The organism is Acinetobacter sp. YH12106 (assembly GCF_013418995.1).
Classification (GTDB): domain Bacteria; phylum Pseudomonadota; class Gammaproteobacteria; order Pseudomonadales; family Moraxellaceae; genus Acinetobacter; species Acinetobacter pseudolwoffii.
Map to the genome: position 1 here is coordinate 124,726 of NZ_VPAV01000001.1, position 16,070 is coordinate 140,795.

Sequence of the window (16,070 nt, forward strand, 5' to 3'; positions counted from 1 at the left end):
TGCTAATCTTAACGGGATTTTGCAACCGTATAGATCTTAGAGAGGAAGATAATGTTCTTGGTGTTACCGAAATGTGTTGTTGCTTCGCCTGCAGCCCTGATTAAAACCCTAGTTTTATCAACCGTTGTTATTTCTACAGGAGTAATCACCGGTTGTGCAACCAAACCTCAAGTAAATAATGCGACGCGTTATGCGACAGCTCCTGATTTCTATACGGTACGTTCAGGAGATACATTGAGTGGGATCGCAGCACGTTATGGACTGAACTATATCAGTGTTGCCGAGATGAATGATATTGCTGCACCTTACCGGATTTATGTGGGACAGTCGATCCGCCTGAAAAATAATACCGTACGTCGCAGTACCAGCACGCAGGCAGTGACTCAGGCAGCCCCTATCCAGCGTCAAACGATTGCAGTACCAACACCGGCCCCAGTTACACCAGCGACCACCGTGCAGACTACACCGCGTGTGAGCACGCCGGCGCCAATGACACCCGTCTCTACTGCCGCGGGTTTAGGTTGGGTAAAACCGTCTAATGGCCCAGTTTTGCAGCAGTATAATCTGGCATCTAATATCAAAGGCACACGCTATAGCGGCAATGTCGGTGATCCGGTGTTTGCAGCAGCAGACGGGCAGGTGGTTTATGCCGCAGATGGCCTGAAAGAATATGGCAATCTGGTGTTGGTGAAGCATATTAATGGCTATATTACGGCTTATGCCCATAACAGCAAACTGGATGTAAAAAGCGGACAGAATGTAAAAGCGGGGCAAAAAATTGCAGAAATGGGTTCAACTGGTACAACGCGAACCATGCTTGAATTTCAGGTGCGCTTAGACGGCAAACCGATTAATCCAACTACAGTTTTACCAAACAATTAAATAAATAATGCAAAACGTGAATTTCGCCGTATAATACAATAAGTTGCTTTTATCAAATGATGAGGCATCTCATAAGTTTAGAGGGAAATTTATGTTAGATCAACTTCGAGCAATGGGTGTTTTTGCTTGTGTTGTAGAAAAAAACTCGTTTAGCGGTGCTGCCCGTGAATTAGGGATTACGACCAGCGCCGTGAGTCAACAAATTCGCTCATTAGAACATGATATGGAAGTGGTACTTTTAAATCGTTCAACGAGAAAGTTAAGTTTGACGGAAGCGGGACAAGCTTTTTTCTACAGTTGCCAGGAAATGCTATCTGCTGCAGAGCGCGGTAAAGTCCGAATCAATGAATTACGCGATGATCTTGTGGGTGAACTGCGCATTGTTGCTTTGCCAGAATTGTGCGCGAATCATGTGATTCCTGCACTTTCTCACTGGATGTCCGCACATCGTGGCCTGGCAGTACATCTGGAAACCAATAATCATGAGGTTGATTTGTTGGATGGGCGTATCGATATCGCCTTAAGATTTGAACAGAAAAATGATGAGCACAATCTTCAGGTGGTGCCATTGATGCAGATTGAGCAAATTCTGGTGGCGACACCGAGTTATATTAATCAGAGCACCATTATTTCACGTCCTGATGATCTTAAAAATCATGATGTGCTGCCTTTGACCCATATCAAAAATCATCAGTATTTCCAGTTTCAAAATGTCAATACTGCAGAAAAAGCCGATTTTGAATTGAAATCCCGTTTCAGTACCAATAATGGTCTGGTGGCAAAATCGATGTGCTTGCAGGGCAATGGGATTGCCAAGATTTTATATCTCGATGCGAAAAAAGACTTACTGAATGGCACTTTGGTTGAAGTTTTGCCTGAATGGCGACTTCCACCGATTACACTATATGCAGTCATGCCGAAACGTGAGCAACAACCGACAAAAATTCTTCGTTGCCTAGATACATTGAAACAATATTTTGACCAGATTTCTGGTGGGCGTATTTTACAAGCCGCATCATAAGATACAGAATATAAAAAAGCCGCTTTCAAGCGGCTTTTTTGTTTTTAAGCGCAGGGTTTAGGCCAAAAAAGCGTTGATCATTTTCACTAAACGCTCAATCAGCTGATCAGCCTGTTCCTGAGTAATGTTCAGGGTAGGCAACAGGCGAACCACATTACCGGCAGTCACATTGATGATGGTTTTGTATTCATCACGTGCAATTGCGACCAGCTCAGTACATTCTTTCGGTAATTCAATTCCGATCATCAGACCGAAACCACGCACGCTCACATTTTGATCGGCCAGTTTGTTGCGTAGCTGATCCACGATATAAGCGCCTTTTTCCGCAGCATTGGCGACGATATTTTCTTTTTGCATAATATCGAGAATGGTGTAGACCACACGTGAACCCAAAGCTGTACCACTATAAGTCGAACCATGATTACCGGCAGTTAATACACCTACACCACGACCTTGAGTCATGACGGCACCAATCGGGAAACCATTACCCAAGCCTTTGGCTGTGGTCAGTACATCAGGAATAATGCTGGTGTGCTGATAAGCAAAATATTTGCCCGTACGGCCATTCCCGGTTTGCACTTCGTCTAGCATCATCAACCAGTTGTGCTGGTTACAGATTTGACGAATCTCTTCAAGATAGCTGAAACCTTGAGGTGCGGTATTTACACCACCTTCACCCTGAATGGGCTCAACTAAAATGGCTACAATATCCGGATGATGAAGCGCTGCCTCTTCAATCGCTTCGAGATCACCAAAAGGTACACGAATAAAACCTTCGACCAGCGGGCCAAAGCCTTCCTGAACTTTTTTATTGCCTGTTGCAGAAAGGGTGGCCATGGTACGGCCATGGAAAGAACGATCCGCCACAATAATTTTGGGTGAAGCAATGCCTTGCATATGACCGAATTTACGTGCAATTTTGATTGCACCTTCATTTGATTCTGCGCCACTGTTGGAGAAGAATACTTCTTCCATGCCTGCAACTTCAGCCAGTTTCTGTGCGGCAGCGGTTTGCCAAGGCACTTCAAACAGGTTGCTGGTATGAATCAGGGTCGCTGCCTGTTCAGCAATCGCTTCGGCAATGATTGGATGTGCATGGCCCAAACCACATACTGCAATTCCGGTTAATGCATCTAAATACTCTGTACCATCTTCGGTATACAGATATGCACCTCGTCCTCGGACAAAGCTGATCGGTTGACGGCCAAATACAGGCATCAAGTGAGAAGGTTGATCAGTTTGTACCGGTGCGAGGGTAATATTATTCATGACTAACTCTTAACTGTTAGGTGGAAAGAAAAACTTATATAAGCAAAAACCCGCTCAGATTTAAAGGGTAATTGTAAATAAAATTGGAATTATTGCTTTAGACATACTGTTTTGTCTGGATTTGGGTATAATGCCAGACAGATGAGTTGAGGATTTATCAATGACTGAACAAGCACGCGATACCGAAGCGTTAATTCGTGACCAAATTGCTAAACATGCAGTACTTCTTTATATGAAAGGCACACCGCAATTTCCACAATGTGGTTTTTCTGCACGTGCAGTAGAAGCACTCAGTCAGATTGGTCGTCCGTTTGCTTATGTAAACATTCTGGAAAATCAGGACATTCGTGCGATGTTACCACAAATCGCCAACTGGCCGACATTTCCACAGCTTTGGATCAATGGTGAATTGATCGGTGGTAGCGATATCATGCTCGACATGTTCCAAAAAGGCGAATTAAAGCCTTTGGTTGAACAGTACAGTCCGGCGGCTGATGCTTAATTAAATTAAGATTTAAATCAAGCCAGATGTTAAAAAAGCGCTTCATTGAGAAGCGCTTTTTTTGTCTCTATTTTGCCTGGGGCAAGGTCAGGGTTAATCCTCTGTCGCTGCATCAGGCTTTTCAACTGTCGAAGCATTAGCTTCAACTTCAGTTTGTGGCTCGACGATTTGCTTCTTGTCTTTTTTCTTCTTCTTTTTTTTCTTTTTCTTCGGCACTTCGACCAGTTCGGCACCATCTTCAATCGCTTGCCAATAATCCAGCTGTGCCATCACTGCGGCATAGATTGAATTTTTGCTATAGCGACCTTTTTTATCCAAGGTACCGACAGGACGCGCCATCAGGATTTCCAGCGCCTGATCAATGGTATCAATCGCGTGAATATGGAACTGACCTTCTTCGACAGCAATGGTGACATCTTTACGCAGCATCAGATGCTGCATATTCTGACGTGGAATAATCACGCCTTGTTTGCCGGTCAGACCTTGCAGCTTGCAGGCATCAAAGAAACCTTCAATTTTGGCATTGACACCGCCCACTGGCTGTACTTGTCCCAACTGGTTCATAGAGCCGGTAATGGCCCAGGATTGATCAATCGGTAACTGGCTAATCGCCGAGAGCAGGGCAGACAGTTCCGCGACTGTGGCACTGTCACCATCGACCTGACCATAGCTTTGTTCAAAGGCCAGCGCAGCAGAGAAGTGCAGGGTCTGTTCACGACCAAAATGTGCTTTCAGGAAAGACGACATCAATAACACGCCTTTGGCATGCAAGGAGCCACCGAGTTCCACACTGCGCTCAATGTCGAGAATGTCACCACCCCCTTGATACACCGAAGCAGTCAGGCGTGAAGGAAGGCCAAATTCGACATCGGCATAATGAATTACCGACAAAGCATTAATCTGTCCCAGACGATGGCCACGGGTTTCGATTAGCTGTGTACCACGGGTCAGATCCTGCCAGTATAACTCACGCAAATAGCCTAAGCGATATTTACGATGATCGAGTGCAGTATTGATATGTTTTTCCGAGACCATCTTGTCACCGGCCTGAAAGGCATGATGATGCGCTTCACGAATCAGGTCACCCAAGGTCAGGGCATGTAATGATAGTGAGCTTTGGTCTTCGGCCTGACGGCTGGAATCTGTGAGCAGTGCAGCCAAAGCAGAACGGTCAAAAGGCAATAATTTATCCGATTGCACATAGTCGGCAATCAGCTGCATATAGGCCTGCTCGTTGTCGTCATTACGTTGTAATGTATCGGTAAAATCAGCACGGATTTTAAAGATGCTGCCTAGCTCCGGTTCAAGCTCTAGAATTTCATAATAAATTTCAGGCTCGGCCAGCAAGATCACTTTAATGTTCAATGGAATCGATGCCGGTTCAATTGAAATACTGCCGGTTAGCGTGATCATATGCTCAAGTGAAGACAGTTTTAAATGCCCGGATTTAAGCGCACGCTTCAAACCTTGCCATGCATAAGGCTGTTCCAGTAATTGTTCCGCTTCCAGCATCAGAAAGCCGCCATTGGCTTTATGCAACGTTCCCGGACGAATCAGGGTGAAGTCCGTGGTGATCGTGCCATTTTGGGTTAGCTGTTCCACATGGCCGAGTAAATTGTAATGTGTTGGAAAATCTTCAAAGATGACTGGCGCACCGCTATTCGGCTTGTGGGTAATAATCACGTTGGCCTGATAACGTGCCGGTACGCGGCTGAATAGTGCCGGGGTGAAATCATCCTCTTCCTGTTCCAGCACGATTTCGACATTATTGATAATATCTTCGGCATAATATTTTAGATAATGTTCCAAGCCTTGCACATGTTTGAACTTGGAGAGAATCTGTTCTACACGTGGCACCACCACCTGTTTGGCAATATCACGATTCAGAATCTGAACACGGTCGCGTGCATCATCTTCCAGATCACCCAGATGCAAACCCAGACGCTCCAGTTTTTTGTCCATATAGCGCATATTGGTCGCCAATTCGGCCCGATCCTGATTGCTCAGCGCATTCAGATCTTCCTGAGTCATTTCCTGTAATTTGTCATCAATCAGATGTACGGGAACAAAGCAGTGTTCATCGTGTCGCGAGATCAGTTTCAGATCGAGTTCTGCACCTTCTTTGGTGAGTTCGATCAGCGCCTGTTGCTGTTCATCGCCAGTTTCCTGGCGAATCATTTCAATGCGGTTGTGATAGGTTTCCGCAGTAAAACGGCGTTCGAGCTGTTTCAGAATGGTTTGCCAGCTTTGATTTAGCATGGCCTGAAATTTTGGACCTTGACCTGCGGGAAACTCCAATGCTATTGGCTGGCGCTGGTTTTGAAAGTTGTTGACGTAGACCCAGTCGTTTGGGGTTTCCATGGTTTTGGCATGCTGTTGCAGCAGGCGCTTCACCATGGTGCGTTTGCCCAAGCCAGCCGTACCCACGGCAAAAATATTATAGCCTGAATAAGGTAAGGCAATCCCGGCCTCTACCGAAGCCCGTGCGCGGTCTTGCCCCAAGAAATTATTCAGGGGCTTGATCCGTTTGGTCGACGCCGGAATTTTTTCTAGGTTTGGAATGTGCGTCAGTTGGGTGGATTTTAAGCGGGTATGCTCAAGGGTGTTGTGAATTTCGCTTTGTTCAAATGCCGAGATAAGTAAATCTGAGCGGATATTTTCTGGTGTTGTCGTATTGTTGCTGGCGATAGAAGAATTAATTTGATCGAGTCTCTGGGTCACTGTTGAAATCCAAAACGAAATATTACGTTGATAAGCGTTAAGGTATACAGATTTGCTTGGAAAATTCAAGCGAACATGTGGCTTTTGCCAGAAAATAAAAAACCGGAAATGTGATAAATATATAAATCTTGTTGAAAGATGCGCTATTACAGGATTGAATAGCAGCAATTGGTTTTTCCGCGGAAAATAATAAAGCAATGACAACACAAACGACGGGTTGGAAATCCGCATTTACAGCATTTTTAGATCGACGTGCCTTGATCATGCTGTTCTTGGGATTTTCGGCCGGTGTCCCGATTCTTCTGATTTTTTCCAGTCTGTCTTTATGGTTAGGTGAGGCCGGAATCAGCAAAAGTGCAGTCACTTTTTTTAGCTGGGCAGCATTGGGCTACTCGTTTAAATTCGTCTGGGCGCCACTCATTGATGAACTGCCAGTGCCTTTTCTGACCAAGGCTCTGGGACGCCGTCGAGCCTGGTTGCTGATTGCACAGATTCTGATTGTCTGCGCCATTTCCATTATGGCTTTTTCTGATCCGGCTTTGGGCGTAACTCATTTACAGCAAATGGCGCTGGGTGCAGTCCTGCTTGGCTTTTCTGCTGCAACGCAGGATATTGTGATTGATGCCTACCGGATTGAACTGGCGGAAACCCAGATGCAGACCGTCTTGGCTGCCACCTATAATGCCGGTTACCGGATCGGGATGATCGTGGCCGGTGCTGGTGCCTTGTTTCTGGCAGCCTATTTGGGAACAGCCAAAGGCAATTATATTTACGATGCCTGGAAATGGACTTATCTGGCCATGGCCGCGGTAATGCTGGTCGGAATTGTCACCACGCTCTGCATTCGGGAACCGCAGGTTGACCGTGTGCCTAAACATTATCTGCGCAGTGATTATTTCCGTTTAGTCGCAGTGTTTTTTGTCGCAGTGATCAGCTTTGTACTGAGCTATATCTATTCCGGCAATCTGGTCGTCAGTATTACCGAACAGTTCACCATTCAAGATACTTTTGCCTTGTTCTGCTTTGAAGCCTTACGCTTTATTGGTTCTGGTGCGATTGCCTTTGCCATTGGTGCAAGCTTGGTGAAAATGGGTGCAGTCAACAAGCAGATGGCCTATGAAACCTGGGTTAATCCGGTTGCAGACTTCTTTAGGCGCTATGGCTTAAAACTGGCATTGGTGCTGTTGTTATTGATCGGTTTTTATCGGGTTTCCGATATCATTGCCGGGGTCATTTCCAACGTCTTCTATCAGGACCTGAATTTCAGTAAAGAGCAGATTGCCGAAGCGGTCAAAGTCTATGGGGTGATTTTCTCTTTAATTGGTGGTTTTCTCGGTGGTTTACTGGCCCAGAAAATGAACATCATGAAACTGATGTTTGTCGGTGCCGTGCTGGCCTGTTCCACCAACCTGATTTTTATCGGACTGGTCAAGTCAGGTGAAAAACTGGCAGCTGTCGAAGTTAGGGTCGCTAATCAGGTTTATCAGGCAGAGACCGATGAAGTGGGTTACTGGAAGCTAGATGTACCGAGTGCTGTACTGGCGCAGAGCAAACAGCTACAAGTGTCAGCCGCTTATCTTAATGCAGATAATACCAATCAAGCGCCAGTGCAGGTCAGTATGCCGTATTTGACCGCACAACAGGGCAGTACCCAGTTACAGATCCTGCCAATTACCAGTGACAATACCCTCACCGCAGTTGAACAGGACAAGACTATTGTGGTGCGCGGCCAGTATGTCGGTAAAACACTAGAGCAGAATCAAAAAATTGTTTTGCAAATCAATGATCAGAATATTGAGGCAAAACTGGAAAGTGAAGGCGTATTTACTGCCGCGATTCCTGCGCAGCAACTGATTCAGTCACCCGCACATATTGTCAGTGCAGTCCTGATGCAAGATAGCCAGGCGCTTCAGCAAACCACACATGTTTATCAGGTCAATGATCAGCTCATCCCTGGCCAGAATCTGGATGTCGATATTCAGCCCTTGGCAGTGGTGGATGGCAACAGTTCAGATACAGTCGAAGTCAGTGGTAAGGTAATTAAACCTTATAGCGACAAGTGGCTTTATTTTGCGATTATTGTCGATAATCTGGCTGCTGGGCTGGCTGGTGCTGCGTTTATTGCATTCTTGTCGAGCTTGACCAGTGTGTCATTTACCGCTGTCCAATATGCGATTTTTAGCTCACTCATGACCCTGACCCCTAAGATTTTAGGCGGATATTCGGGTACTATAGTCACCAATATCGGTTATCCGAATTTCTTCCTGATGACCACTTTAATTGGGATTCCGATCCTGATTCTGGTGGTTTGGGTCGCAAAACTGCTCGGTGAACACCAACAACAATCTGTACAGAAGGATGATTAATATGCGCATGCTGCATACCATGTTACGTGTAGGCAATTTAGAACAATCTCTCAAGTTCTATATTGAAGTACTTGGCATGACTTTGCTTCGTAAGCGTGATTACGAAGAAGGCCGTTTTACCCTGGCTTTTGTCGGTTATGGCGATGAAGAAAATCACACCGTACTGGAACTGACGCATAACTGGGATACAGACAGCTATGAACTGGGCAATGCTTATGGTCATATTGCGATTGCAGTTGATGATGCTTACAAGGCGTGTGAAGAGATTAAAGCGCGTGGCGGTAATGTGGTGCGTGAAGCTGGCCCAATGAAAGGCGGTGTGACTGTCATTGCATTTGTAGAAGACCCAGATGGCTATAAAATCGAGCTGATCCAGCAAGACAACAATGCACGTAATAACTAAGTGTGACGTAGCGAGATATATGAAATGCATTCATGTATAGATGAAAATATTACATCAATCTGAGTGCATAGCATGGGCCCGGCATCTGTTAAGATAGCCGGGCATTTTTATATCAAACAATAAAATCTGAGGGATTATAGGGATATGCTTAAGTTCTTGGCATTGGATCGGTTTACGATACTGTTGTTTGTGATGGTTTTGCTGGCCAGTGTGCTGCCAGTTTCGGGGCAGGCGGCTGAAGTCTTTGGCTGGGTGACGACAGGCGCGATTGCCATCCTGTTTTTCCTGCACGGCGCCAAACTGTCCCGTGAAGCTGTGGTGCAAGGCATTATGCACTGGAAATTGCATACTTTAGTTTTTGCGCTAACTTTTGCCCTGTTTCCGATTCTCGGGCTTTTGGCCAAGCCGATTTTATTACCCATGCTCGGACAGGAACTGTATTGGGGCTTCCTGTTTATGTGTTTCCTGCCATCCACCGTGCAGTCCTCGATCGCCTTTACTTCAGTGGCTCATGGCAATGTCGCCGGAGCGGTATGTAGTGCCTCTTTTTCCAATCTGATTGGTATGTTTATCACCCCGGTATTGGTGGCATTTTTTATTTTAGGTCAATCTGAGCACGGGTTTGACCCAACCGCTTCGATTATCCAGATTACGCTGTTGTTATTGGTACCTTTTATCTTGGGGCAAATTTTACGTCCCTGGATTTATCCAAAAATGATGAAAATGCCAAAAATCGTCAAGTTCTTCGATCAAGGCTCAATTTTACTGGTGGTCTATGGTGCTTTTAGTAGCGCCGTAGTAGCGGGACTTTGGAATGAAGTCAGTCTCAGTACATTATTGCTGTTATTGCTAGCCTGTTCGGTGCTTTTGACCCTGGTGATGCTGTTGTCGCTGTATATCCCACGCTGGCTGGGTTTTAGTCGCGCTGACCAGAAGACGGTATTTTTCTGCGGTTCTAAAAAAACCCTGGCCAGTGGCGTGCCGATGGCACAAATTCTATTTATTGGCCAGCCACTGGGCATGATTGTCTTGCCGATCATGATTTTTCATCAGATTCAATTGATGGTTTGCGGGATTATTGCCAATGTGTGGGCCAAAGAGGCTGAGTTAGAAGCAGAAGAATAATTCGCATATTAAATTCATTTCACGTATAATAATGCCCACTTGTTGTGCTTAGCTCTGACGGTATCCGTCTCGGTGGGCCAAAAGAATGGTCTGTTGTGGTGTTGATCTGCATGAACTTTGTTCCTGCTTCCTCATTTGAGAGTGATCAATAGCGATGACAGCTAAACCTTCTTGAATCTAATGGAGTAATCGACCATGCGCGCCGATATTCACCCAAAATATGAAACTTTAGTTGCGACTTGTTCATGTGGTAACGTAATCGAAACTCGTTCAGCTGCTGGTAAAGAAACACTTTACCTAGACGTATGTTCAGCTTGCCACCCATTCTACACTGGTAAGCAAAAGAACGTTGACACTGGCGGTCGTATCGACAAGTTCAAACAACGTTTTGCTGGTATGTCACGTTCTGTTAAACGTTAATACCCAAAATAAAAGAAACGGGTCTCAAGCCCGTTTTTTTGTGCCTGCCATTTGGAAAGTAACCGCATGGCAGGCATATAACTATTTAATGCTCTTGTACATCAATCAGGTGATCGAGTTTTTTCTGGAAATAATCCCCTTGAATAAAGCGGGCATCAACATTCCAGGCATTGGCGAACAGGGTCATATCATTTAATTCGCGGACCAGAATATTCAGCGGTTTGATATCATTATAGCTGGTGATTTTTTCCTGCAGCTGCTCGACTCCAGTCTCGTTATTCAGCATCTGGGTCAAGCTGGAATGCAAGCTGACACCATCTATTTCCAGCTCACGCAGCAAATTCGGACTATACATCGATTGACCAAAATCACGCAGCGCAATCAGCGCGCCATGTTCATGCAGAACACGTAGATATTTCTGCGCATCCTGTTGATTCAGCAGAATATCTTCTTCAGAGAATTGCAGGATCAGCGGATGTCGGACTTTGCTGCGAATAATCGTAATCAGCTTGGAAATAAATTCCGGGAAGCTACGGTCTTTAAAGAGTACCGCACGGTTCAAATTCACGATTAAGGTCGCATCCGGATACTGGGTAATAAAGTTGTGCAACTGTTTACTGGCTTCAACCAGAATCCAGCGATCCAGTTTAATCGACAGCTCATCATCTTCATGCAGTTCAAGGAGTGTAGAAATATCCTGCCATTTATTCTCATAAATGAAGCCGCTGGTCACTTCATAAGTATAAAGGCGGGTATCTTCTTTATCATACAACTGCTGATATTTTAAATGGATTTCACCACGATCCAGACATTCACTCAAAGCTTTCAGGATATGAGGTGTCGCCGCAGGAATAGAGCTGACTGCTGGACTGATCGCCGCAACTGTTGGGCTTTCGATTGGTGTTTCAGCCACACTAAAATCGATCTGCGGCATTTCTAGAGATGGCTGGTTGCTCAGTGAAGCAGGAATATCCAGTACAAATTCAGGTGCTACTTCTGCTTGAGGTAAAGACGTAGAGAAGGCTCGTGCAATCAGTTCATTGCAGTGCGCTTCATCATTTAAACCCTGTTCCAGAACCACATAACCCATGCGTAAATTGAGCGGGAACGAATTTTGTCCCACTGTCACTAATTGTGGCTTGCTGAGTGCATTTAATCCGATCAGTTTGGATTCAAGAATTGCTTTGGAATCTGCCTGGAACAGACCGACAAGGACGTCATATTCCAGCTTGAATAATGGAACATGGGTTTGTTCTTTGAGGAATTCTTTAACAGCTTTGAAATATCCACTAAACGTCGTCCACTCAGACTGTAGAACTTCTGGTTCATAGGAACTTAAAGAGAAAGTTACCATGGCATTTACAGGTGCGGACTGTTTGGTTATTTCACGTTTAAGGAGCTGGAACGTACTCGGTTTTCCGGCTGGCTTCTCGGTATTGCCTGCTTGAGCCTGAGTATCAATAGTAATTTGTAGTGCATCTTCTTCAGCGCTGGATGGCAAGAATTCCAGTTTTAATGGCTTAGATGCGGCGACACGCGGATTAAGAGAGTGGATTTCAACCCGGCCTAAATCCACCTGGCCTTGAGAAATCTTTTTGAAACGTGTTTTAAAGTCGTTTAGATCAGAAGGTTGTAATAGATCTAGCAGCGGCAGGCCAATAATCTCGTCTTCACTTTGTAAGCCAAACAGTTTCAGATAGTCTGCATTGGCCTGAATATGAATCCCTTCTTGAATGGTTGCGATGGCACGATTACTATCTTCGACTAAGGATTGTGTCTGACTTTGTGCTGCTTCCAGTTCATTGAGCAAATGTTGCTGGGTCTGCGATACACGGCTAAATGACAATGCCCGAACCAGTCCCACATAAAAGCGTTCCAGGTAGTCAAAATTGAGAATGTCATAAATTCCTTTATGAATATACTGGGCATAGTGTTCAGCCTGATAGTCATCCGGTTTAAGCAAAATCATCGGCAGATGAGGCTGCTGGGAAAGACGCACCAGACTTAAGGCCTGTTCATATTTCAGATCATAAGCACGGCCAAAGATAATCAGATCCCAGTTAAAATTTAACTGTTTTTCAAAAGATTGCAAATCATCAAGCAGGACAGCATCAACCTGATAGTCATTGCTGGTCAGAAGATCACGGATTTGGTTATATCTAATTTGATTATCATCAATAATCAGTAAACGTGTTTCGGTACGTTTTAACTTTTTAGACAATAATGGATTTCTCACTTCAATGCTTCCCATAAATCATGATTTCTGCTTTCATTCATGTGCTGACCGATAAAGTTTTCTATCATTTCTTCTTCTTGATCATTCAATAATTCATAATCAAAACGGATAAAACTCTGCGTAATCAGTTGTGCTTTGGTCAGATAGATTTTTAATTCTTTCTGACCGAGGCGTAAATGAATGGTTTGTTTTTCCCTAAACATCTGTGAACCAGAGACAATCACACTGGTCGTGACCTGATCCAGTTGCGTCATTTTTACCAGCAGTGCAGGCTGATAATTGACATGATGGCGTTCGGTACGGCTATAAGCCGCGCAAGGGAATAATTCCTGAGCCAGAACTTCCAGACCAATTTCCAGACTCTTGTCGGTCGATTGCTTGATCCAGCGAATCACACCACCACGCCACTGGCGCTGTGATTTTTCCTGAACCAGAATAAATTCACCGGTTTTCAGATTGGCAGGGGTAATACCAGTCCATTTAATCCGGTAACCATTGACACTAATATCCAGAACTTCAGCACTATGAATCTGTTTGGTTTCGCGATCGAGGGCCTTGATGCTGCTAAAACCACTTGGAATGGCATTTTCCATTGAGCTGACAAAACTGCTTTCACTCTGGAAATTATAATTGGCCTCAAGTTCCAGGGTCTCGTTAAAGTTTTTACCTTTGGATAGATAAAAATGTGCCACCGTCAAGCCAAAGCAGATATTGATCTGGGCTGAATATTCATAACGTTCATGACGGCGTTCGATATTATTCGAGAGCAGATTGTAGATATGAAAATGTAGTGCAGGGGTCAGGAACAGTTTTTCATTACGCGACAGATACTGAGCATTTTTGCTTTGAGTATGGGTCAAATGTTCCATCAGATTCTGGGTGGAAATATAGAAGCTTGGCTGAAAATGTTCACCCTGATGCGAATTAAAGATCGGGGGGTGATCTTTGCTGGCATCCACCACATAGCGGGACAGTGTGGTTTCTTTCGGTAGAATCTGCACCAGTTTGGCCCAGTCAAAACTGCATAGGTACAGCCCCTGAATTTCTGCAGGGCGAATCTGATGGGTATTAAAAATATCCAGTAAAATCAGTTGAGCATAAGCATGTGCAATATTCTGGATCTCGTGCTGGGTGCCTAAAACCTGATTGATATTGCTTTGGTAGAAATTATTTTCGATTGCACATTCAAGCAGTTGATGTGCAGCCAACCATTGCCCCATATCCGGTGTGCTGTATAACATATGCTGTTGATATAACAGCAGGCTGAGCTGTTGCAAAGCATAATAAATCGACACCATACGCGCGGTTTGAATGCTTTTCTTTTTACCCAGAGAAAACAGGGAAAATTTTTGATGGGTCAGTTGATGATTACAGCGTTTGACGATATCAATATAAATTTTGGCAAAATGGCTACGCAGCAGCATGGCCAGTTCAATGATTTGATCGTTACGATCCGAAGTAATCAGCCCCTGATTGACAAAATGCTTTTCCAGACTGGTCAGAACATTTTCAAGGGTCGGATGCAAGACCTGAATCAGGTCAAAGCGCAGGGTTTCTGTGCATTTCAGCTCAGAAATTTCTAATAAGGCATTAAACAGGGATTTGGATGAATTTCCCAGTTGCAAAATTGAAATACCGGAAACCCACTCTTGCAAAGCTTTGGCAGTCGTCGGGCAAAAGCTCAGCTGATCCCGTGTGAGTTCCGTCGGTGTCTGAAAAATGTCGGACGTATGCTTGCTCATCTTTATTATTTAACTCAAAAATGTTGAAACCCCAAAAAGCGGTGTCTTATTGTTCTCGCCCGCTATTTCTCGAACCAGTTTAGGAACCAAATACCCCGGAAGGTTCGCTAAAACTTCAGTATAAATCTCATAAATGTCATCAGGTGGTAAATCAAAATGATGTGCACCTTTTACTTTATCAAGTACATGTAAATAATACGGCATCACCCCGGCATCAAACAAGCGATAGCTTAAATCTGTCAAAACCTGAGCAGAATCATTCACACCTTTTAATAAAACTGTCTGATTCAGCACAGTAATCTGTTCTTGAACCAACTGGTTCAAACGCTTGCAGGTGAAGTCATCCAGCTCCGATGCATGGTTGGAGTGTACCACCAGAATAATACGTAGCCTACTGTTTTTTAACATGCTAAGTAGCTCTTCGTCCACCCGGTTAGGGATCACAATGGGAACTCGTGAATGTATTCTTAAAAATTTGAGCTGTGGTAGAGATTCTAGCCGCTCGATCCAGAGTTGCAATTTCCGGTTGGATAAGGTCAGTGGATCACCACCGCTCAGAATCACTTCATTAATATCAGGCTGGCTTTGCAGATATTGCTTGATATTGATCCAGTCTTCATTTTTAGGCAGGTTGTCCTGATAAGGAAAATGCCGGCGGAAACAGTAACGACAATGCACGGCACAGGCACCGGTCAGCGTCAGCAAGAAACGCGATTTATATTTATGTAATACGCCGGGCTGCTGATTGGCCTGTTCTTCGCCCAAGGGATCGGTAACAAATCCCGGATAATCTTCCAGCTCCAGATGATGCGGCAGGACTTGTAACAGTAGCGGGTCTAAAGGATTGCCTGACTGTATTTTGCCGACAAAAGCACGTGGCACGCGTAATTTGAACTGTTCACTGGCCAAAATGGCACCTGAGAGCAGCTGCGCCGGTGCGAGTTGCAGCAGTTCAAGCAGTTCGTGCGGATCAGTAATCAGGTCGCTAAGCTGTGATTGCCAGTTTTGTTCTTGATATAAATAGTTTGTCATGCTGGAAGATTAACAGTAGAAGTGGGAGGGCAAGGCCAGAGGGTTGCAGTTTAACAGTTTGTCGAGAACCAGAATAATGCTGTGCGATAAAATTTGTCGTCATGACTATATGTCAAAAATGATGACAGCCGGATGGCATTTTAGCGTCCAGCAAGACATGAATAAACAAAGGATTTTCATGCCTGATGCTAACTTAGGCAGTGTGAAGGGCTGAAAGCGGAATTTTTCATTGCGGCGAGCGCCATTGCTCATTTAGAATACGTAACATTAAATGAATGTGCATGTGGCAACTTAATGTTCGTGTCAGACTTGCTAAATGACATTGCAACAGCCCTTAGCATCGATAGATTA

General features: G+C 44.7%; 12 protein-coding genes. 7 read left to right on the top strand and 5 right to left on the bottom strand.

All coding sequences use genetic code 11. From position 1 onward, the window contains the following. The first annotated feature begins 51 nt into the window (after nt 1-51). Together FTU45_RS00725 and FTU45_RS00730 are read left to right on the top strand one after the other, a co-directional pair. Nucleotides 52-882 carry a peptidoglycan DD-metalloendopeptidase family protein gene (locus FTU45_RS00725; RefSeq protein ID WP_005096485.1) on the top strand — a complete coding sequence of 277 codons (831 nt, stop codon included), beginning with the start codon at nt 52-54 and terminating at the stop codon, nt 880-882. A gap of 91 nt (nt 883-973) precedes the next feature. Further along, nucleotides 974-1,903, top strand: a complete 930-nt coding sequence (locus FTU45_RS00730; RefSeq protein ID WP_180075741.1) for a LysR family transcriptional regulator — start codon at nt 974-976, stop codon at nt 1,901-1,903. 57 nt (nt 1,904-1,960) lie between these two features. On the opposite strand, the gene FTU45_RS00735 is transcribed toward FTU45_RS00730, so the two are convergent. Beyond that, nucleotides 1,961-3,172 (bottom strand): aspartate aminotransferase family protein, encoded by a 1,212-nt coding sequence (locus FTU45_RS00735; protein ID WP_180075742.1) that lies wholly within the window; start codon nt 3,170-3,172, stop codon nt 1,961-1,963. A gap of 160 nt (nt 3,173-3,332) precedes the next feature. Between FTU45_RS00735 and grxD the strand changes: the two genes are divergently transcribed. After that, the gene (grxD, locus tag FTU45_RS00740; protein ID WP_004279738.1) at nt 3,333-3,674 is read left to right on the top strand and encodes a Grx4 family monothiol glutaredoxin; all 342 of its coding nucleotides are present in this window, start codon (nt 3,333-3,335) and stop codon (nt 3,672-3,674) included. A gap of 93 nt (nt 3,675-3,767) precedes the next feature. Here grxD and FTU45_RS00745 read toward each other — a convergent pair whose 3' ends face one another. After that, nucleotides 3,768-6,395, bottom strand: a complete 2,628-nt coding sequence (locus FTU45_RS00745; protein WP_180075743.1) for an ATP-binding protein — start codon at nt 6,393-6,395, stop codon at nt 3,768-3,770. Between the two features lie 197 nt (nt 6,396-6,592). Here FTU45_RS00745 and FTU45_RS00750 point away from each other — a divergent pair, with 197 nt between their 5' ends. From FTU45_RS00750 to rpmE, 4 genes are all read left to right on the top strand, one after another. After that, nucleotides 6,593-8,761: an MFS transporter gene (locus FTU45_RS00750; protein ID WP_180075744.1), complete on the top strand. Its 2,169-nt coding sequence runs from the start codon at nt 6,593-6,595 to the stop codon at nt 8,759-8,761. Nucleotide 8,762: 1 nt separating this feature from the next. Further along, entirely contained in the window at nt 8,763-9,164 is a 402-nt protein-coding gene (gene gloA, locus FTU45_RS00755; RefSeq protein WP_180075745.1) for a lactoylglutathione lyase, read from the top strand. A gap of 144 nt (nt 9,165-9,308) precedes the next feature. After that, the gene (locus FTU45_RS00760) at nt 9,309-10,289 is read left to right on the top strand and encodes a bile acid:sodium symporter family protein (RefSeq protein ID WP_180075746.1); all 981 of its coding nucleotides are present in this window, start codon (nt 9,309-9,311) and stop codon (nt 10,287-10,289) included. A gap of 195 nt (nt 10,290-10,484) precedes the next feature. Next, nucleotides 10,485-10,709, top strand: coding sequence for a 50S ribosomal protein L31 (gene rpmE, locus FTU45_RS00765; protein WP_005096496.1), 225 nt, complete (start codon nt 10,485-10,487; stop codon nt 10,707-10,709). Nucleotides 10,710-10,794: 85 nt separating this feature from the next. On the opposite strand, the gene FTU45_RS00770 is transcribed toward rpmE, so the two are convergent. Genes FTU45_RS00770 through epmB form a run of 3 tightly spaced genes read right to left on the bottom strand, consistent with a single transcriptional unit; the run spans nt 10,795 to nt 15,719 of the window. Then, complete coding sequence (locus FTU45_RS00770; protein WP_180075747.1) at nt 10,795-12,960, bottom strand: EAL domain-containing protein; 2,166 nt, start codon at nt 12,958-12,960, stop codon at nt 10,795-10,797. Then, complete coding sequence (locus FTU45_RS00775) at nt 12,942-14,687, bottom strand: GTPase (RefSeq protein WP_159515927.1); 1,746 nt, start codon at nt 14,685-14,687, stop codon at nt 12,942-12,944. The genes FTU45_RS00770 and FTU45_RS00775 overlap by 19 nt, the downstream gene beginning before the upstream one ends. A gap of 9 nt (nt 14,688-14,696) precedes the next feature. Beyond that, complete coding sequence (epmB, locus tag FTU45_RS00780; protein ID WP_159137999.1) at nt 14,697-15,719, bottom strand: EF-P beta-lysylation protein EpmB; 1,023 nt, start codon at nt 15,717-15,719, stop codon at nt 14,697-14,699. Nucleotides 15,720-16,070: the final 351 nt, after the last annotated feature.